This is a genomic window from uncultured Microbulbifer sp. (assembly GCF_947504145.1).
In the GTDB taxonomy this organism is placed as follows: domain Bacteria; phylum Pseudomonadota; class Gammaproteobacteria; order Pseudomonadales; family Cellvibrionaceae; genus Microbulbifer.
Map to the genome: position 1 here is coordinate 67,641 of NZ_CANNGQ010000004.1, position 19,778 is coordinate 87,418.

Below are 19,778 nucleotides of genomic sequence, written 5' to 3' on the forward strand. Positions count from 1 at the left end.
TCGGCCGGTCAGGCATCCAGCAGCAGATTGATACGGCCGATCAGCTCATTGCGATCACAACTGGCTGAGACCACTGCATCGGCACCCGCATCCAGCCACCGCTGCTGATTGACCTCACCATTTGGTGCGATCACCAGAACACTCAGTGAAGAAAACTCGCTGCGCGAGCGCAGGGTATCCAGAATCTGAAAACCGTTGGCCCCTTCCAGGTTGGCATCCAGCACCAGCATCGCCGGCTTACTGGTAACCAGCATCGCCCCCGCGCTGAAACTGTCACCGGCAATCTCCACTTCCACACCACCTTGCTGTAGCAGCGGGCGGCTTGCGGCCAGTTCCGGTGCCGCCGTCGCCAGCAGTACCTTGCGGGTGGCGCTGCCCAGCTCCGCAGGCACCGGCATGGCGTTGTCGCGCAGGAAACCGACAAAGTCTTCCACACAGATACGGTGATCACCGCGCCCGGGAAGCTTGTACGCCTTCAGCTGACCGCGTTCAATCCATCGGATTACGGTACGAAAATTCACTCCACAGTACCGGGCGGCTTCCCCGGTAGTGAGCACATGCACTTCGCTCATCTTATTACTATCCCCCACGAATCGCGCATTTAGTTATTAATTATGCTGAATTAAACCAAATTATCAGGCGTTAATTCTATGCCTATATATGTTTAACGAACCAACGGACATATCCCTCAATAAAAGTTTGATTGCCATGGTTGACAGGTAAGGCAGGTTACATAGAATGGACAGCATGTTGCATCAGGTCATTTTACGACCTGCAACAAGCGCTAACGGCCCTGACTCTGTAGGCTTTTGTACGTATCTACGGACATATCGGGGCACCAGGCGCAAACGAGCTTGTTGGGATTCTCTCTTCACGAATACCCTAAGACCCTGGGCCCCCTTGTATTTTCGGGGCCTTTTTTTTATCTTCCCGCCACCCCAATTTCCTACTATTTACCTGACCAAACCCGGTTTTACCGATGTCTCGCTCAGGTTCAGCAGCATTTATGGCCACACCCGCCTCCTTAATTTTCGCTACTATGACCCGGTTTAACCGTGGAGTCACACAGTGAAAAGCTATCTCGTGGGCGGTGCTGTACGCGACCGGTTACTTCAGCGCCCGGTGCACGAGCGCGACTGGGTTGTGGTGGGCGCCACCGCAGAAGAAATGCAGGCTCAGGGCTTCCGCCCGGTCGGCAAGGACTTCCCGGTATTCCTGCACCCGGATACCGGCGAGGAGTACGCCCTCGCCCGCACCGAGCGCAAAAGCGGCCACGGCTACGGCGGCTTTACGGTCTACGCCAGCCCGGATGTCACCCTCGAACAGGACCTGCAGCGCCGCGACCTCACCGTCAATGCCATGGCGGAAACCGAAGGCGGCGATATTGTCGACCCTTACGGCGGCCGCGCCGATCTGCAAGCTCGCATACTCCGCCACGTTTCTCCCGCATTCAGCGAAGATCCCCTGCGCATTCTTCGGGTCGCGCGTTTTGCCGCCCGCTACGCACCGCTGGGATTTTCTGTCGCCAATGAAACCATGACGCTGATGCAGGGCATGGTGGATGCAGGGGAAGTGGAACATCTGGTGCCCGAACGCGTATGGAAGGAGGTGAGCCGGGCACTGACCGAGCCACGCCCGGACGTTTTTATTCGCGTACTGCGGGATTGCGGCGCGCTCAAAGTACTGCTGCCAGAAGTGGACCGGCTGTTCGGCGTGCCCCAGCCCGCACTACACCACCCCGAAATCGATACCGGCGACCACGTACTGCGCGCGCTCTGTCAGGCACCCGATGCGCTGCCGGTACGCTTCGCGGTCCTGATGCACGACCTCGGCAAGGGGATCACCCCCGATGATGTGCTGCCCAGCCACCGCGGTCACGAGGCCGCCGGCCTGCCGCTGGTAAAGGAAGTCTGTCAGCGATTGCGCGTACCCAACCCTATTACTGCCCTGTCGCTGGGTGTGTGCGAGTACCACCTGCATTGCCACAAAGCTTTCGAGCTGCGCCCGCAGACCATACTGAAAATGCTGCGCGCGCTGGATGCGCTGCGCAGGCCGGAGCGGTTTGAGCAATTCCTGCTGAGCTGTGAAGCGGATGCCCGCGGCCGCCTGGGACTGGAAGATCGGGAATATCCGCAAGTGGACTACCTGCGTGCAGCACGCGCCGCCGCCGCGAATGTGGACCCGCAAGCCCTGATCACTCAGGGATTTGAGGGCGCGGCGCTGGGCAAGGCACTGGAGCGGGCGCGGCTACAGGCCGTCACCGAGCTGAAAAAGACCTACGGCGCACCGGGTTGACCCCGAACCGCCCACAGCACAGGCTGCCGTGCTGAGCCACTCGATAAAGTCCCAACTCAACCACCCTGACCGGAACACCACCATGGCCACAGCTCTGATCACCGGCGCCGCCGCCCGCCTGGGGCGCGCGATTGCCGAAGAATTGCACCGCGAACACCGGGTAGTCATCCACTACCGACACTCAGCGGAAGCGGCACTGGCATTGGTAGAAACCCTGAACCAGCGCCGTGCCGGCTCCGCCGCCGCCGTACAGAGCAATCTCGATGGACTCGAGGCCTGCCAGCAACTGGCCGACGCCGCGCGGGCCTGTTTCGGGGAAATCGACGTACTGGTCAACAACGCCTCCGCCTTCTACCCCACCCCCATCGGCACTGCCGATGAACACCAGTGGGAAGAGCTGATGGGCAGCAACCTCAAGGCGCCCTTTTTTCTCAGCCAGGCGCTGGCGCCCACACTCGCCGAATCCAATGGCTGCATCGTCAACCTCGCCGATATTCACGCAGACAAACCCATGCCCAACCACACCATTTACAGCGCGGCCAAGGCGGGGCTGGTGATGATGACCAAGAGCCTGGCGCGAGAGCTGGCACCACAGGTACGGGTCAATGGGGTGGCCCCCGGTGCGATTCTGTGGCCGGAACAGGAGAGCCAAGGCTATAACAAGGAGCAGATACTGGCGCGCATCCCCATGCAGCGCAGCGGTGACCCGAAAGACATCGCCCGCACCGTGCGCTTTCTTGCCGCCGACGCCCCCTATATCACCGGCCAGATCATTGCCGTAGACGGCGGCCGCAGCCTGAACATTTGACGACAAACGCCCAATCCAAGCTCGAGGTAACGCTGTGAGCGAAAAACTGTTTATTTCCGCCCAGTCCCTGCTGGACGACTCCTACACCCTGGCCCTGAAGGTGGTGGAAAGCGGCTTCCGCCCGGACTATATCGTCGGCGTGTGGCGCGGCGGCGCGCCTATCGGCATTGCGGTACAGGAGATGTTCGACTTCCTCGGCTTCCACGCCGACCACATCGCCATCCGCACCTCCTCCTACTACGGTGTCGACCAGCGCAAGAAGGACGTGAAGGTGCACGGGCTGACCTACCTGATCAAACAGGTGGAGTCCCATGAAAAAATGCTGATCGTGGACGATGTATTCGATACCGGACTGAGTATTCAGCAGGCCATCAGCGATATGCGCAAGGCCTGTAAAAAGAACACGCCGGAAATCCGCGTGGCCTGCCCCTACTTCAAGCCCAGCCGCAACCAGACGGATATGCAGCCGGATTACTACCTGCACGAAACCGATCAGTGGCTGGTGTTCCCCCACGAGCTGACCGGGCTGAGCGAAGCGGAAATTCTGGAAAACAAACCGGAACTGCGCAAACACGAGGCTCTGCTGCGCAAGTTGAAAAATGGCGACTGAGCAGCCGAGGGTGTATCGAAAATATCAAGTTGCTTTACGCCTAAGATAATCCCCTGACTCTCTGGTACAGGTTAAAGTGCTCCGCTTGTATTCAAGCAACCGGAGCCACTCATGAGCCACTCCCTCGACAGCCTGCTGCGCCCCTTCGAGCATAAATCCCTCAAGCTGCGCAATCGCGTCGCCATGGCCCCCATGACCCGCACCGCCTCCCCCGGCTATGTGCCCAACGACCAGGTAGCCGGCTACTACCGCCGCCGCGCCGAGGGCGAAGTGGGCCTGATCATCACCGAGGGCACCTTCGTCGGCCACCCCGCCGCCAACGGCTACGAAAACGTACCGGCCATTTATGGCGACGATGCCATGGCCGGCTGGAAAAAAGTGGTAGACGAGGTGCACACCGCCGGCGGCCAGATTATTCCGCAACTGTGGCATGTTGGCGCCGTGCGCAAGGAAGGCATCGGCCCGGACAAATCCCACCCCGCCCACTCCCCCTCCGGCCTGTTCAAACCGGGCAAGCCCAACGGGCAGGCGATGACCAAACAGGACATCGACGATACGGTAAAAGCCTTTGCCGACTCCGCTCTTGCCGCCAAACAAGCGGGCTTCGACGGTGTAGAGATCCACGGCGCCCACGGTTACCTGGTGGACCAGTTTTTCTGGGAAGGCACCAATCAACGGGACGACGAGTACGGCGGCTCCCTGGAAAACCGCACCCGCTTCGCAGTGGAGATCGTGGAAGCCGTGCGCAATGCCGTGGGCGAAGACTTCGCCATCGTGCTGCGCTACTCCCAGTGGAAGCAGCAGGATTACGACGCGCGCCTGGCACAGACACCAGATGAGCTTCAGCGCTTCCTCACACCGCTGGTCGACGCCGGTGTGGATATCTTCCACGCATCCACAAGGCGCTTCTGGGTGCCGGAATTTGAAGGCTCGGACATGAACCTGGCGGGCTGGACCAAAGAGCTCACCGGCAAGCCCGTCATCTCCGTAGGCAGTGTCGGCCTCGACGACGACTTTATCGGCGGCAACAACCAGGGCATGGGCGGCACCGCCAACCCCACTGGCCTCGACGAGCTCGCGCGCCGCATGGACAACAACGAATTCGACATGATCGCCGTGGGCCGTGCACTGCTGCAGGATCCGAACTGGCTGCTGAAGGTGAAGCAGGGGCGTGAGGAAGAGATTGTGCCGTTTACCAAAGAGGCACTGGCGAGCCTGAGTTAATCCGCTTCGCGACCGGAACCCGGTCGCGGCAAAATTTCACTTCAATTTCACCGGCAGATTGTCACAATGTGCGCATGCACGATAATGCGGACAGGCGTCTCCGGTGAACAGCCTCAAGATTCTACTGATTGAAGACAATCCCACACTCGCCCGCCAGACCGGCGAGTTCCTTGAGGGACATGGCTGGCATGTGGACTTCGCCAGCAATGGGCAACTCGGCCTGCAACTGGCACTACAGCAGATCTACGACCTGATTTTACTGGATCTGAATTTGCCCGATATGGATGGCCTCGAAGTCTGCCGCGCGCTGCGCCAGCAAGCCCCCGTTGCCACGCCGATCCTGATGCTTACCGCCCGGGACGCGTTTGCCGACAAAGCGCAGGGCTTCCACTCTGGTGCCGACGACTACCTCTGTAAACCCTTCGACCCGCGCGAGCTGGCCCTGCGCTGTAGCGCACTGGCAAGGCGGCGCGAGTTGCACAGAAATGATGAGGTTACTATTGGCACCCTGTGTATATCCGCACGCCGCCGCGAGGCCGCAAGAAACGGGCAACCGTTAAAGCTCACCACAATTACATTTAATATTTTATGGGAACTGGCCTGCGCCTACCCGGAACCCCTCAGCCGCAGTGAAATCAGCCATAGGATCTGGGGCGATGCCCCACCGGATAGCGACGCGTTAAAATCGCATATTTACAGCCTGCGGCGGCAGCTCGACAAACCATTCCCACGGCCCATGCTGAAAACCATCAGTAATATCGGTTTCAAACTTGAGCAGCCCGGTGAAGACTGAAAGCCCACAGGGAAACCTGAAACGCAAAGTGTTCGCTTGGTTTGGCGGCTTCACGCTGCTGCTTTGCCTAATTTATTCGGGAATTGGCCTGATGACTGCCTATGTGGTCGAAGACCAGTTAATCGACAATCTGATCGACGACGAAATCGCGTACCTAGAGCAATATTTCAAACGGTACGGTGAACTGCCGCCCCCCAGGCTTCCACAATTTACACTTCACACCTCACCGGAAAATACGCCGAAGGCGTTCACCTCAGCACTGGCGGGTGATCGACGTAAAGCCGAGTATTTTGCCAGCGGCAATCCTCACTACCACCTGCGCAAACTCTCGCCGGAGTCCGGTGCCATCCTCTCCGCGGAGGTTGGCGACCTGATCACGGTCACCAGGCAATCGGAACGGCTGATCTGGATGGTTCTTTTTGCATTTGTCTGCACAACGGCAATTGCACTCTGGCTTGCACACCGCCTGATCACCGCGACTATCCGACCAGTGCTTTCTCTTGCCCAGGAGGTGGAAGCACAGGCAACCGGTGTGCCTGCACTGGCATTGAGCACCAGCACGCGCAATGACGAAATCGGCTTTCTCGCCCGCACCCTGGAACGCAATGTCCGAGAATTGCAGCACGCCCGTGAAAGAGAAGCGGAATTTACCCGAGATGTCAGTCACGAGCTCCGCACCAATCTTGCGGTAGTATCAAATGCCCTGACCCTGTCTGGGGACCGTGGCCTCGGCGCAGCGGAGACACGAGAGCTGCGCGGCATACTGGCGAATATGAACCGGACCGTAAGCACGCTGCTGGCACTCGCCAGGTCCGAGTCCTTCGAGCTCGAAGCGTTTGACCTGCGCGCCCTGCTGGAAGATCGGCTCCTGGCTCGTCCAGAAATATCAATGAAGGATGACTTTGACCTTCACCTGGCATTGCCGGATAAGCTTTCCGCCTTTGGCAACCCGTCACTGACGGGGATACTTCTGGATATTCTGCTGGATAATGCGATGCAACACGCCTCGCAGCCACGCTTGAGCATTTATCAGGTCGACGACACCCTGGTGCTTGAAAATGCCGTGCGGACCACATTGCCTACCGAAGCGTTATTTGACGCAGGCACTCGCGGGGAAAATAGTACAGGGATAGGCCAAGGCCTTTACCTCGCAGGCAGAATACTGGCGGCCCAACACTGGAGCCATACGGTTCGCTGCGCTGATCACACCTTTTCAATACGCATCACCACTGCACCTGCCGACAGTCAATAAACCCACACTCCCATCCACATTTCCTTCCACACCCAACCAAAACACGGCCGGCAGATTTTCACCCGAGTTTCACCCCCCTGAGTTGAGAATGCTCCTTTTATCAGACAGGGACATTACTCATGCTCAAGAAAATATTCGTCACTATCCTGTGCACCACAGCAACATTGTTTGGCATCGGATTCTGGCTAAAAAGCCTGATTCCTCCCGCGCCAGACCACCAGGCACTGGCCCGCACACAGGTAACCGACATTCCCTACCTCCACCAGGCCTCCGAAACAGAGAGCCGCGGAAAAATCCTGCTTGTGGTTACCAGTGTTTCCAGACTGGGGAATACAGGAAAGGACACGGGCTATGAATTCACCGAGCTCGTGCGTCCGTACTACGTCTTCAAAGCGAATGGCTTTAGCGTGGACATCGCCAGCCCCCAGGGCGGAGAACCGCCGGCGGTGATGGACAAGGATGATATGGGAAACTTCGAGTACGCGTTCCTTAACGATACCGAGGCGATGGAGACACTTCGAAACAGCTTACCCCTGACGCAGGTTAATGCCGGTGACTATCGCGGTATTTTCTTTGTTGGCGGCAAGGGCGCGATGTTTGATTTCCCGAGAAATCCGGCGATACAGGACCTGATCGTTGCGCTGCATAACAACGGCGGGGTGATCGGCGCCGTCTGCCATGGGCCGGCAGCACTGGCCGACATCACGCTGGAGTCTGGCGAGCCATTTATTCAAGGACACCGTATCAGCGGCTTCACCAATGCAGAAGAACTCTTCCTGATACCCGATGCAGAGAAAATATTCCCCTTTTTGCTCGAAGACCGTCTGCGCAGCAACGGCGCCATCTTCGAGGAGGGCCCGCTCTACCTGAATCAGGTGAGCGTGGACAACCGAATCATCACCGGACAAAACCCCTGGTCGTCCTGGGAAGTCACAGAATCCATGGTCAAAGCCCTGGGGTACGAATCCTCGCCGCGCCAGGTGACAGGTACCGAAAGAACCGTAGAAATTCTGCTCATTCTGGAAAAGGAAGGGCATGCAGAGGCGAAAGAAACATTGCTGCAATTTATACATGCATCCGCAAAAGGAAAGGAAGTAGTCGACCGGCGCCTTTTGGCCATGCACGGAATTGTGGCGGTGATGCGAGGCGAACTAGCGAAAGCAGTGGATATCGTAAGGCTACTGGCAACCGCCAAATCCGCAATGGCAGGATCCCAACTGGCCGCAGAAAAGGTTCCGTTCGTTATAAAAAGTCTCGCCTGATCTTGCGCTGCCAGTTTTCCGTATACACCCGACAATCCCCCTCCCACGCATCCAGCTCCGCGTGGATATAAAAAAACTGGCTGTCCGCGGTGAGCACCGTGCGGGTGGTGGTACGTACGGACCAGTCGCCGCGGCGGAAGATCCGTTCGGTGCGGGTCTCGCCGCGCAGGCTGTCGAAGTCGTCGCCGTGGAAGCTGTACCAGTTCCAGATACGGTTGGCGACGGTAGTGTCTATCTCGTCGATGTGTTTCAGCCCTTCGTCCTTAATAACCTCAAGCACGGAGCGGTCCAGAGCCAGGTCCACATGTACCAGCCAGTTTTGCTCCGGCGGCTCCAGGATCTGGATTGATATGGGTGCAGCGCCTTCCACTTCTTCAAAACAGATTTCGGAGTCTTCCGGTCGCGGCTCGCGCTCCGGCAGTAGCAGACGGCTTTCCGCCGGGTAGACGGTCATGCCCACGGGCTCCGGGGGTGGCCAGGCCAGGGCCCAGTAGGAGGTGGACAGGCTGAGCCGTATGCGATGGCCGGCGGGAAATTTCTGGCCGATAAAATTCATCGGCACGCGCACCCGGTAGACTTTTCCCGGCACCAGTTTTTCCGGCTCGGCATGGCTGCGGTAATGAGTGAGATTGAACAGGCCGTAGGTGACGCGGGTGGCTTTGCCGTCCGGCGCCACGTCGGACAGGCGCGCGGCCACCATTGCCACGGGCCGATTACAGGAGAGCGCCAGCTCCGCCACCGGCGCACCGAGAATCTCCATATCCCGCTGCAGTGGTGCGCTTTCGAACACCAGTGCGCCGCCGTCTTCCTGGCGTTGATCGTGGGGCAGGTCCGGAGCGTAGGTATAGGAGCACCACTTGCCGGCCATCAATCCCACCGACAGCGGCGACTGCACATGCACGGTTTCATCCGCCGGACAGGGTTCGTCGCCGGGGACCAGTATTCGATGGCTATCCAGGTCGTAGGCTACCTCGGCAATACCCGGTGCCGGCCAGACTTCCTCGCCCACCCAGCGCCCCGGGCGCTGCTGGTAATACGTCGTGGGCGGGACACTGTCCTGCATCCAGGCACGCAGCATGGGTTCGTCCATCACGCCGGTGTCGCGCCCCTTCAGCCACAGGTCCCACCAGCGCAATGCCTCCTGTAAAAAGCCGATGGCCGGACCGGGTACCCCCTGATGGGGGTACTTGTGTCCCCAGGGGCCGATCAGCCCCAGGCGCGGTACCTGCAGGTGTTCCAGCAGACGGAAAATGGCATTGGTATAGCCGTCGGCCCAACCGCCCACCAGCATTACCGGGCACTGGATCGCATCGTAGTGTTCACTGACGGAGCCGTGCTTCCAGTATTCATCTCGGTACTGGTGGCGCAGCCAGGTATCCAGCCACAGGCCACTGCCTTTCAGGCGCTGCATCCACATTTCCCGCCAGCGCTCCCCCACCAGCGCCGGGTCCGGCGGGCTGCTGTTAGCGGTAAACATGGTGGTAGCTTCAGACAGGTTGTCGGTAAGCAGGCAGCCGCCCATATAGTGCATGTTGTCGAGGTACAGATCGTCGGTGGAGCAGGCCGAGATCACCGCTTTCAGCGCGGGGGGTGCCAGCGAGGCAACCTGAAGCCCATTAAAGCCACCCCAGGAAATACCCATCATCCCCACATTGCCGTCGCACCAGGGTTGCGCGGCCAGCCAGGCAATCACCGCGACGCCGTCATCCAGTTCCGCCTGCCGGTACTGGTCCAGCATCAGGCCTTCCGAATCCCCACTACCGCGCAAGTCCACCCGCACACAGGCGTAACCGTACCCGGCCAGATAGGGGTGTAATACGGAATCCCGCAGGCGTGTCATATCCCGCTTGCGGTAAGGGATATATTCGAAAATTGCCGGCACCGGGTTGCGCTCGGCGTTTTCTGGCAGCCAGATGCGTGCGGCCAGTTTACAGCCGTCGGGCATGGGGATTTCCACATGCTCGAGTGTTCTCACCGTATACGGGAACTCGGTGACGATTTTCATGCGCGGCTATCCATCAGCAGCCCATCCATCAGTAGCGCACGCACTTGAACTGGAACGCCTCGGGCTCGCCACCGTCGGCGAAGCGAAACGCCAGTGCATCTGCCAGCTGGTGATATGTGTCGAGCAACTGCTGCTGATCCTGTGCGCCGAGCCAGATATTGGCGATCTCGAAGCTGTAGCTGTCGGGCATGGATTGCTCCGACAGGCGGCACCCCTCGTCGGCGCTAATCACGATTTTGCTGTCGGGAAAATCCCGCTCGACACTCTCGATCTGCGCCTGTTTCGGTACGCTTTCCAGCACCGTGTCGCGGTAGCGGCGCAGCATAAATTTGGCAGCAGTTTGATAGTCGCCATGATACTGACTCAAGTCCGGCACACGCCCCAAGGCCAGGTCGATGGGCACCCGGTGGTTGGAGACCCCGTGTACCTTGATGAACTGGTCGCAGTGAGACTGGGAAATACGGGTGTTGATTTCAAGAATACGAAAACTGTCGCAGCGCTCGTCCCAGAAGAATTCGATCCCGAATGGAGAGTTGTCGAACCCCATATGTCGCAGCAGTTTTTCCCCGGCCTCGCAAATTTTTTCCTGCGCGTACTGCGGCCAAACAGAAGGGTATTCGTAGCGGGTGAAACTGAGGTTCTTGCTGTCTTTTACCGTATCGACGATACCGTGCACCCGGTACTCGCCGTCCAGCAATGAACCCTCGATACCACACTGCTTGCCGGTGAGAATCTGCTCGGCAATACACCAGTTACCATCCACAGCCTCCACCTCGTTGGGCACCGAGATGTGTGCAAGCGCCTGATTGAATGGATCGCCGCAACTGTGCACGGCGCCGCGGATTTTTTTCAAGGCATCGTCGAACTGCTCCGCATTGTCGATGCGGAATCCGAGATAGGACGAGTGTGCTTTGATCGGTTTGAGCCAGAACGGAAAATCAATAGTGAGCTGCTGAAGCGGTTTCTCCGCAAACGGATCCACCGCACAGAACCCCGGAGTCCACTCCGGCATCAATTTTTGCTGCTCGAGCCGGCTCCAGTATTTGTGCTCGCACTTGAGTACGGACTCGAGAGAAGCGGCGCGCAAGCCGAACATTGCGCTCAGGTGTGCCAGTAACACACTGCTGGGAAAGTCCCAGTGAGCGATAATTCCGGTAATGGGCTCGGGGAAGGCTTCTAGTGTGCGACGCGCTTTTTCCAACATGGCGTCATAGTCAAATGTCGCCGGGTTGACGACTTCCTCCAGCGTGAACAGCGGGTGAAAGCGGTAGTCGCTGGCATCCGGCAGCCGCTCGAGGTAAGACTGACGCAAAGGATCGAGCCCGAGGACAAAAAAGTGCTTGGGCATGACGTGCTCCCGTAACCTGAAAATACAGCCTGCAAGCAATGGTTTGCGGCGGTTTATGCGTAGGTAGGTCGCAGTCTAGTGTGGGGGACTTGAATTGCGTGGCCGGATTTACGGCCAGCGTAAGGCTACTGGCCAGAGTTTCTGGGACGCCTGATCGTAGGACTCCCACAACTGTTGGTAGGTTTTGCCCAGTACCGGATGTATCGCATCCGGAGCCAGCTCGGAGAGCGGCAGCAGCACAAAGGCATTTTTAAGGATTTCGCCTCGCGGCAGTTTGACCCCGTCAACCTCACCGCTGAGGTCGTCGTAGGTCAGGATATCGATATCCAGGGTGCGTGCACTGAACTTGGGGCCGCTGCGCACGCGGCCGTTAGCATCTTCGATATTGCGCAGCTGCAGGGCCAGCCCGCCAACGGACAGATCGGTTTCGATGGCGGCGACCAGGTTGTAGAAGTTGTCGCCATCGAAGCCCACGGCTTCGCTTTCATACACTTGTGACATTCTCAGGTCACCGAACGCGGCCACCAGTGCGTCCAGACCGGCGCTCAGGTGTTGTTCGCGATTGATGTTACTGCCGAGGCTCAGGTAGACGGTCGCCATGGTTCAGGCCTCCGCGCTCTGTTCTGAATTGCGGGCGCCACGCTCAATGATGACACCCACATCGCGGGCGCCGCGCACCGCACCGGGCTTGGACAGGCGCAACCGCAGCCAGCTCACATTGAACTCTTTGCGCACGATGTCCGCAGCCTGCTCGGCCATGGTTTCCACCAGCAAAAACTCCGCGCCCTCGATAAACGCAATCAGGCGCTTGGCCACGGCTTTGTAGTTGAGGGTGTGCTCGATATTGTCGGTGCGCGCGGCCTCGCGAATATCAAAGGCCATTTCGATATCCAGGCTTACGGTCTGGCGGACTTCCCGCTCCCAGTCGTAGATACCAATTATGGTGTCGACCTTGAGGTCGCGAATATAAACAATGTCCATCAAAGTTCTCTTTCAATCCCAGTCAGTGTGCGGAGCTTTGAGAAGCGCAGTAGCTTGTTAAAGCTCCGTCAGGGGCCAGCGGGGGCGCACGTCTATATCCAGGCCTGCTCGCTGACCCGCCTTCAATCGCAGGCAACCGGCATAGGCAATCATTGCGCCGTTGTCGGTACAGAATTCCTGGCGCGGGTAATACACGCTGCAGCCGTCTTCGGCGAGGCGCGTTTCCAGGCGCTGGCGCAGCAGTTTATTCGCTGACACGCCACCGGCAATCACCAGGGTTTTGCGCCTGGCCTGCTTGAGGGCGCGGCGACATTTGATCACCAGGGTGTCCACCACTGCTTCCTGGAAAGCCGCAGCGATATCCGCACAGGTCTGCTCGTCCGGCAGACCGTCTTCCAGGGCGTGCTTCTGCACCGTGGTCAGGGTGAAGGTCTTCAAGCCGGAAAAGCTGAAATCGAGACCCGGGCGGTCGGTCATCGGGCGCGGGAAGGTAAACCGCAGGGGGTCGCCCTGCTCTGCGAGCGCGGCGAGGCGCGGGCCGCCGGGGTAATCGAGATCCAGCATTTTGGCGGCCTTGTCGAAGGCCTCGCCAGCGGCGTCGTCCAGGGATTCACCCAGCAACTCATACCGGCCGAGGCCCTGCACATCCACCAGCTGGGTATGGCCGCCGGAAACCAGCAGCGCCACAAACGGAAACGCCGGCGGCTTTTCTTCCAGCATCGGCGCAAGCAGATGCCCTTCCATATGGTGCACACCGATGGCGGGCACATCCCAGCCATAGGCAATGGCGCGGCCGGCGCAGGCGCCCACCATCAGGGCGCCGATCAGGCCGGGGCCGGCGGTGTAAGCAACACCATCAATATCGGCGGGCTGCGTATTGCTCTGGGCCATTACTTCACGAATCAGTGGCAACAGCTTGCGCACATGGTCGCGACTGGCCAGTTCCGGCACCACACCACCGTAGTCTGCGTGCAGTTTTACCTGGCTGTACAGGGTATGGCCCAGCAGGCCCTGCTCACTGTCGTAGAGGGCAACACCGGTTTCGTCACAGGAGGTTTCTATTCCGAGTACTCGCACGGGCTTCCAACAATCCTCAACATAATCGTCCGGCGGACCAATAAAACGGACAAATGACCGCTGCCGACCGGGTTTCGGGGGCGCTATCATACTCTCTGGGGGCTACTCCCACGAAGTGGAAATCGCCCCAGACCAGTGCCGGGCGGCGGCTGTAATAACGGCCTCAGTGGCGACTATAGTTATAAGCCCGGTTTCGGCCCGCCAATAGCACCATGTATATGGAAAGGAATGCGCTGGCAGGCTTGCGAAGGCCAGATCATCTGTATAGAATTTGCGCCCTCGCTGTGAACCGGCCTCCGGATTGCATCTGCGAGATGAGCAATTTGCCGGAAAGGCCGCCAGGATCCAGATGATCAAAAGCGATACATCTGGCCGAGAGAAACGAATTTTACAGGTAATCTAATGCCCTCAGTACGCATCAAAGACAACGAACCATTTGACATCGCACTGCGCCGCTTCAAGCGCTCCTGCGAAAAAGCCGGTGTACTCTCCGAAGTACGTCGCCGTGAGTTTTACGAAAAGCCGACTGCCGTTCGCAAGCGCAAGGCTGCTGCCGCTGTTAAGCGTCACGCCAAGAAAATGCAGCGCGAAAACCGCAAGTTCCAGCGTCTCTACTGAGTTCTAGACTCACACCGAGTCTTCTCTCTCGCTCACAGCACGCTGACGCGAACGCGGTTCGCGGCCAAAACGGCGCCCGAGTTTACTCGAGCGCCGTTTTTTATTGCCCGCCTCTTTTCCCGTTGCCGCGGATTATCGCCGCCAACTATGGCGATAAATAACCGGGCAAGCCTTGCAGTTATTAGTTGAATTCGGGCCTCTTTCCCTCAATATTGGGCATCCATAAGCAGTCCCCCGATAATCCAAAGAATCCGGTACTACCCTAATGAGCACTCTCAAGGAAACCCTCGCCACCGCCACCAAAGACGCCATGAAGGCCCGCGAGAAAGCGCGCCTGGCGACCCTGCGACTGATCAATGCCGAGATCAAGCGGGTAGAGGTAGATGAGCGCATCGAGCTGGATGACGCGCGCATCCTGGCCCTGCTGGACAAGATGACCAAGCAGCGCCGCGACTCCATTACCCAGTACGAAAAGGCCGGGCGCCCGGAGCTGGCGGCGGTGGAGCAGCAGGAAATCGACGTAATTCAGGAGTTCCTGCCGGAACAGCTGTCCGAATCCGAGATCCAGGAAATCGTTGCCGCCGCCGTTAAAGAGACCGGCGCCAGTAGCATGGCCGACATGGGCAAAGTGATGGCCCTGGTAAAACCGCAGGTGCAGGGCCGTGCAGACATGGGCGCGGTGTCCAAATTCGTGAAATCGTCCTTCTGAACCAGGGCGCGCGATTAGCAGGCTGAAGGCTCCTCTATGGCAGGAAAGATCCCGCAGTATTTTATCGACGACCTGTTGGCCCGCGCCGACATAGTCCCGGTCGTCGATAGCCGGGTCAAACTGCGCAAGACCGGGAAAAATTATTCCGCCTGCTGCCCTTTTCACGACGAAAAAACCCCATCTTTCACGGTAAGCCCAGACAAGCAGTTCTACTACTGCTTCGGCTGTGGCGCCAGCGGCAATGCTGTCGGCTTCCTGATGGAATACGACCGCCTGCCCTTCCCTGAGGCGGTAGAAAAGCTCGCCGCCAGCCTCAGCCTTGAAGTGCCCCGCGAGCAACTGGCCCCGGCGCAGATCAAACGGCAGCAGGAAAGCCAGTCGCTCTATCAGCTCACCGAGAAAGCCGCAGATTTCTACCGGGAAAAGCTGAAAGACCACAAGATCTCCACCCCCGCCATTACCTACCTGAAAAACCGCGGTCTGTCCGGCCAGGTGTGCAAGGAGTTTGGCATCGGCCTGGCGCCGCCGGGATGGGACAACCTGCTCAACCAGCTGGGCACCAGTTCGGAAAAAGCCGAGCAGCTGGAACTGGCGGGCCTCGCTATCCGCCGCCAGGACAGTGACGGCAACCAAGGCAAAGTGGAACCCGGCAAACGCCACCACTACGACCGCTTCCGCAACCGCATCATGTTCCCGATCCGCGACCAGCGCGGGCGCACCATTGCATTTGGTGGCCGGGTGCTGGGGGACGACAAGCCCAAATACCTGAACTCCCCGGAAACCCCGATCTTCCACAAAGGCCGTGAACTCTACGGTCTGTGGGAAGCCCGCCAGGCCAATCGCGAGCTGAAACGGCTGATTGTGGTGGAGGGGTATATGGACGTGGTCGCCCTGGCCCAGTTCGACATTCGCTGTGCCGTCGCCACCCTGGGTACAGCCTGCGGCGAAGACCACATCCAGCTTGCCTTCCGCCATACCGGCGAACTGGTGTTCTGTTTCGATGGCGACAAAGCCGGCCGCACCGCCGCCCGCCGCGCCCTGGAATCCGCACTACCGCACATGCAGGACGGCCGCAGCCTGCGCTTCCTGCTGCTGCCGGAAGGGGAAGACCCGGACACCCTGGTGCGCCAGATCGGCGGCGAGCGCTTCGACCAGCTGATCGACGAACAGGGCCGCCCGCTGGAAGACTTCCTGTTCGACCTGCTGGGCGAAGGTATCAACATCCAGACCATGGACGGCCGCGCGCGCCTATCCAAAGCCGCCGCCCCCCTGCTCGACCTGCTGCCCGCTGGCGTCTACCGCCAGCTGATGTTCCAGCAACTGGCCCGCCGCACCGGTCTCGAGCAGGACATGCTCGAAGAAATCATCGCCGCGGAAAAAGCCCGCAGCACCGAGCTCGCGCGGCAGTCTCGCCCGCCGGCTCCTCCGGAATCCAGCTCAGCAAAACCCAGACCGGCAGCGAACCCCGCGGCCACTGCAAGCACACGCCAACCCCCGCCCGCGAGTGAGCACCCACACACCGGCCAGATGCCAGAATTTGACGGCTCACCTCCGGATTACGGCTTCGGTGAAGCACCACCGGACTATCCCGATGGCCCCGGATACGACGAATCTGACAGCGGCGAGCCCGGGCAATATCGCGAGAGCCCGCGCCGGCGCAGCGGCCAGTACCGCCTGCCCGCGGAACGAATGCTGATTGCCCTGCTGCTGCACCACCCGAAACTGGCCGATCTGATCGATGACAGCGCACGCTTTCGCGACAGCAACGATGCCGACTTACAGCTTTTCGGCGAAGTTCTGCAGGTTTTGCACAAAAACCCCGGCCTCAACAGCAACCAGCTGTTCGGCCGCCTGCTGAACCTCGAGAGCAAAGAAGCTCGCGAACTGCTCCCCCGTCTCGCCATGAGCCACCCCATCGTTGGCGCCGCCGGGCAAAGCCTCGAGTACGACCCGCAAACCGAGTTCAGCGACTGCCTGCGCACCCTGGACATCGCCGCCGAACGCCAGCGCAAGCGCGACCTGGTGGACCAGCTGAAGAGCAATGGCAGCAGCAACCAGCTAAGCGCCGAACAGCTGGCACTGCTGGCGCAATTCCGCCGCAAGCAGGACTAAAGCCAGTCGCGAAGGCGCTGCGGCCGGGCACCCAGGCTTTTCACGCCCCCACCCCTTGAATTCCCCAACAGCAGCACCATATACACTGGCCCGCCGACCAAAGCCGGCGGGCACCCAAAGACAAGCGCGCTCGAACGCCCTGAACCACGCCTTCTGCCTTGACAGTCACAGTGGTTATTGCTATCGCAAATACGCTATAATCCCGCGTCTTTGTCCGACGAAAAGCCCAGACAAAACTCCCGACTATCAATCCCCAGAATTCAGGGTTGTGCATGACCGACAAAACCCAGCAGCAAAAGACCACCTCCCGTATCAGAGAGCTGATCGCCCGCGGTAAAGAGCAGGGCTATCTCACCTATGCGGAAGTGAACGATCACCTGCCCGAAGACATCTCCGATCCCGATCAGGTCGAAGACATCATCGGCATGATCAACGACATGGGCATCAAGGTGTTCGAACAGGCGCCGGACGCCGAAGAACTGTTGATGGCTGAAGGCGACAGCTCCGCCGATGAGATCGCCGCGGCCGAAGCCGCTGCCGCCCTCGCCGCCGTAGAATCCGATGTAGGCCGCACCACCGACCCCGTGCGCATGTACATGCGCGAAATGGGCACCGTGGAGCTGCTCACCCGCGAAGGCGAGATCGCCATCGCCAAGCGCATCGAAGAAGGCCTGCGCGAGCTGATGGCCGCCCTCGCCTACTGGCCGGGTGCCGTACAGCACGTCATCGACGAATACGCGCTGATCGAGAAGGAAGAGCGCCGCGTTCCCGACGTGATCGCAGGCTGGCTCGACCCCGCCGATGAAGTGCCCCCGGGCGCCCAGGCCGGTCAGGCGGCAGAAGCCGCCAAGAAGAAAGAAGAAGATAAAGACGACGATGACGACTCTGACGATGAGGAAGAGGAAGAAAACGTCGGCGGTATCGACCCGGAAGAACTTGCCGAGCGCATGAACAAGTTGATCGCCGCGCAGAAGAAAGCCGACGCCGCGATCAAAAAGCACGGCCGCGACTCCAAAGAAGCGGGCGTAGCACTGGAAGCTGTGGGCGATGTATTCCGCTTCTTCAAGCTGGCGCCGCGCCAGTTCGAGCCGCTGTACAACCAGGTCCGCGATATTCTCGATGACGTGCGTGCGCAAGAGCGCCTGGTGATGAACCTGTGCATCAAGCGTGCCCGCATGCCGCGCAAGACCTTCATCAAGGAGTTCCCCGGCAACGAGACCAACGTTGAGTGGATCCCCGCGATCATCAAGAAAAAGCGCGATTACTCCGACGCCCTGCGCCAGGTCGCCGAAGAGATTCAGCGCGCCCAGCGCAAATTGCAGCAGGCTCAGGACAAAGCCCAGCTGGACGTCGGCCAGATCAAAGAGATCAACCGTCGCATGTCCATCGGTGAAGCCCGCTCACGCCGCGCCAAGAAAGAAATGGTCGAGGCCAACCTGCGTCTGGTTATTTCTATCGCCAAGAAGTACACCAACCGCGGCCTACAGTTCCTGGACCTGATCCAGGAAGGCAATATCGGTCTGATGAAGGCGGTGGACAAGTTCGAATACCGTCGCGGTTACAAGTTCTCCACCTACGCCACCTGGTGGATTCGCCAGGCGATTACCCGCTCTATTGCAGACCAGGCGCGCACTATCCGTATTCCGGTGCACATGATTGAGACCATCAACAAACTCAATCGCATCAGCCGCCAGATGCTGCAGGAGATGGGCCGCGAACCCACCCCCGAAGAGCTGGGCGAGCGCATGGAAATGCCGGAAGACAAGGTGCGTAAAGTCCTGAAGATCGCCAAAGAGCCGATCTCCATGGAAACGCCGATCGGTGACGATGAAGACTCCCATCTGGGCGACTTTATCGAAGACCAGAACCAGTCTTCGCCGATCGACACCGCCACGTCCACCGGCCTGCACGATGCCACCCGCTCTGTACTCGGCGGACTGACGGCACGGGAAGCCAAGGTACTGCGCATGCGCTTCGGTATCGACATGAACACCGACCACACCCTTGAGGAAGTGGGCAAGCAGTTCGACGTTACCCGCGAGCGTATCCGCCAGATCGAAGCCAAAGCGTTGCGCAAACTGCGCCACCCTTCGCGCTCCGAACACCTGCGCAGCTTCCTGGACGAATAATTTCCTATACTGGAAATATTCATATTGAAAAGCCCGGCCTGCCGGGCTTTTTTGTGGATTGCGAAATCATTTCAAACAGATTTCACATAGAACCAACCGCGGAGTTTTACAGAGAGCAATGGAAGAGCAGTTTGTGAATAAACCCGGAAAAACCGGTATCTCCCGCCTGATCGATGCCACCGAATACTCCCGTCAGGGATTGATCGCCACCTGGCGCAACGAGGCCGCGTTCCGCCAGGAAGTATCCCTGGCGATTCTCCTGATCCCCACCGCCATCTGGCTGGGAGAATCTGGTGTTGAGCGCGCGCTCCTCATCGGTGTGACCATGCTGGTGATGATCGTCGAGCTGCTCAACAGCGCGGTGGAAGCCGTGGTCGACCGGGTCGGCCCAGAGAAGCATCCACTGTCCAAAATCGCTAAAGACACCGGCTCTGCCGCGGTCTCCATTTCACTATTGCTGTGGGCTTCGACCTGGGCCTGCATCCTGCTACCGCGCTGGATCGGCTGAGCACTCCATATGACCAGCCGGTGACCGTGCGGGTTTCCCCGACAAAA

General features: G+C 59.4%; 18 protein-coding genes. 12 read left to right on the top strand and 6 right to left on the bottom strand.

The genetic code is table 11. From position 1 onward, the window contains the following. Positions 1-8 precede the first annotated feature (8 nt). Entirely contained in the window at positions 9-572 is a 564-nt protein-coding gene (locus Q1A74_RS13680) for a helix-turn-helix domain-containing protein (RefSeq protein ID WP_299597174.1), read from the bottom strand. Positions 573-1,068: 496 nt separating this feature from the next. On the opposite strand from Q1A74_RS13680, the gene Q1A74_RS13685 reads away from it, so the two are divergent. The 7 genes from Q1A74_RS13685 to Q1A74_RS13715 all read left to right on the top strand — a co-directional run bounded on the left by Q1A74_RS13685 (position 1,069) and on the right by Q1A74_RS13715 (position 8,244). Then, entirely contained in the window at positions 1,069-2,295 is a 1,227-nt protein-coding gene (locus tag Q1A74_RS13685) for a multifunctional CCA addition/repair protein (RefSeq protein WP_299597177.1), read from the top strand. 82 nt (positions 2,296-2,377) lie between these two features. Next, positions 2,378-3,103, top strand: coding sequence for a pteridine reductase (locus Q1A74_RS13690; protein ID WP_299597180.1), 726 nt, complete (start codon positions 2,378-2,380; stop codon positions 3,101-3,103). Between the two features lie 34 nt (positions 3,104-3,137). Next, positions 3,138-3,713, top strand: coding sequence for a phosphoribosyltransferase (locus tag Q1A74_RS13695; protein ID WP_299597182.1), 576 nt, complete (start codon positions 3,138-3,140; stop codon positions 3,711-3,713). 111 nt (positions 3,714-3,824) lie between these two features. Further along, positions 3,825-4,937 (top strand): NADH:flavin oxidoreductase, encoded by a 1,113-nt coding sequence (locus Q1A74_RS13700; protein ID WP_299597185.1) that lies wholly within the window; start codon positions 3,825-3,827, stop codon positions 4,935-4,937. A gap of 103 nt (positions 4,938-5,040) precedes the next feature. Beyond that, entirely contained in the window at positions 5,041-5,730 is a 690-nt protein-coding gene (locus tag Q1A74_RS13705) for a response regulator transcription factor (protein WP_299597189.1), read from the top strand. Positions 5,731-5,821: 91 nt separating this feature from the next. After that, a complete protein-coding gene (locus tag Q1A74_RS13710) occupies positions 5,822-6,982 on the top strand; it encodes a HAMP domain-containing sensor histidine kinase (RefSeq protein WP_299597192.1) in 1,161 nt (386 codons plus the stop codon). Between the two features lie 119 nt (positions 6,983-7,101). Next, positions 7,102-8,244 carry a type 1 glutamine amidotransferase domain-containing protein gene (locus Q1A74_RS13715; protein WP_299597195.1) on the top strand — a complete coding sequence of 381 codons (1,143 nt, stop codon included), beginning with the start codon at positions 7,102-7,104 and terminating at the stop codon, positions 8,242-8,244. Here Q1A74_RS13715 and Q1A74_RS13720 read toward each other — a convergent pair. From Q1A74_RS13720 to tsaD, 5 genes are all read right to left on the bottom strand, one after another. After that, the gene (locus Q1A74_RS13720; RefSeq protein ID WP_299597198.1) at positions 8,225-10,249 is read right to left on the bottom strand and encodes a CocE/NonD family hydrolase; all 2,025 of its coding nucleotides are present in this window, start codon (positions 10,247-10,249) and stop codon (positions 8,225-8,227) included. The genes Q1A74_RS13715 and Q1A74_RS13720 overlap by 20 nt on opposite strands. A gap of 28 nt (positions 10,250-10,277) precedes the next feature. Then, positions 10,278-11,597, bottom strand: a complete 1,320-nt coding sequence (locus Q1A74_RS13725; RefSeq protein WP_299597201.1) for an ATP-grasp domain-containing protein — start codon at positions 11,595-11,597, stop codon at positions 10,278-10,280. A gap of 108 nt (positions 11,598-11,705) precedes the next feature. After that, complete coding sequence (folK, locus tag Q1A74_RS13730; protein WP_299597204.1) at positions 11,706-12,197, bottom strand: 2-amino-4-hydroxy-6-hydroxymethyldihydropteridine diphosphokinase; 492 nt, start codon at positions 12,195-12,197, stop codon at positions 11,706-11,708. Between the two features lie 3 nt (positions 12,198-12,200). Next, positions 12,201-12,578 (bottom strand): dihydroneopterin aldolase, encoded by a 378-nt coding sequence (gene folB / locus Q1A74_RS13735; protein ID WP_299597207.1) that lies wholly within the window; start codon positions 12,576-12,578, stop codon positions 12,201-12,203. 57 nt (positions 12,579-12,635) lie between these two features. Next, positions 12,636-13,655, bottom strand: a complete 1,020-nt coding sequence (gene tsaD / locus Q1A74_RS13740; RefSeq protein WP_299597210.1) for a tRNA (adenosine(37)-N6)-threonylcarbamoyltransferase complex transferase subunit TsaD — start codon at positions 13,653-13,655, stop codon at positions 12,636-12,638. A 402-nt stretch (positions 13,656-14,057) separates the two neighbouring features. Between tsaD and rpsU the strand changes: the two genes are divergently transcribed. From rpsU to Q1A74_RS13765, 5 genes are all read left to right on the top strand, one after another. After that, the gene (gene rpsU / locus Q1A74_RS13745; RefSeq protein WP_226704757.1) at positions 14,058-14,273 is read left to right on the top strand and encodes a 30S ribosomal protein S21; all 216 of its coding nucleotides are present in this window, start codon (positions 14,058-14,060) and stop codon (positions 14,271-14,273) included. Positions 14,274-14,538: 265 nt separating this feature from the next. Then, positions 14,539-14,982: a GatB/YqeY domain-containing protein gene (locus Q1A74_RS13750; protein WP_299597215.1), complete on the top strand. Its 444-nt coding sequence runs from the start codon at positions 14,539-14,541 to the stop codon at positions 14,980-14,982. Between the two features lie 36 nt (positions 14,983-15,018). Further along, positions 15,019-17,094 (top strand): DNA primase, encoded by a 2,076-nt coding sequence (gene dnaG / locus Q1A74_RS13755; RefSeq protein ID WP_299597218.1) that lies wholly within the window; start codon positions 15,019-15,021, stop codon positions 17,092-17,094. Positions 17,095-17,366: 272 nt separating this feature from the next. Then, complete coding sequence (gene rpoD / locus Q1A74_RS13760) at positions 17,367-19,223, top strand: RNA polymerase sigma factor RpoD (RefSeq protein ID WP_299597221.1); 1,857 nt, start codon at positions 17,367-17,369, stop codon at positions 19,221-19,223. A gap of 118 nt (positions 19,224-19,341) precedes the next feature. After that, on the top strand, positions 19,342-19,731 hold the full coding sequence (locus Q1A74_RS13765) for a diacylglycerol kinase (RefSeq protein WP_299597225.1): 390 nt from the start codon (positions 19,342-19,344) through the stop codon (positions 19,729-19,731). Positions 19,732-19,778: the final 47 nt, after the last annotated feature.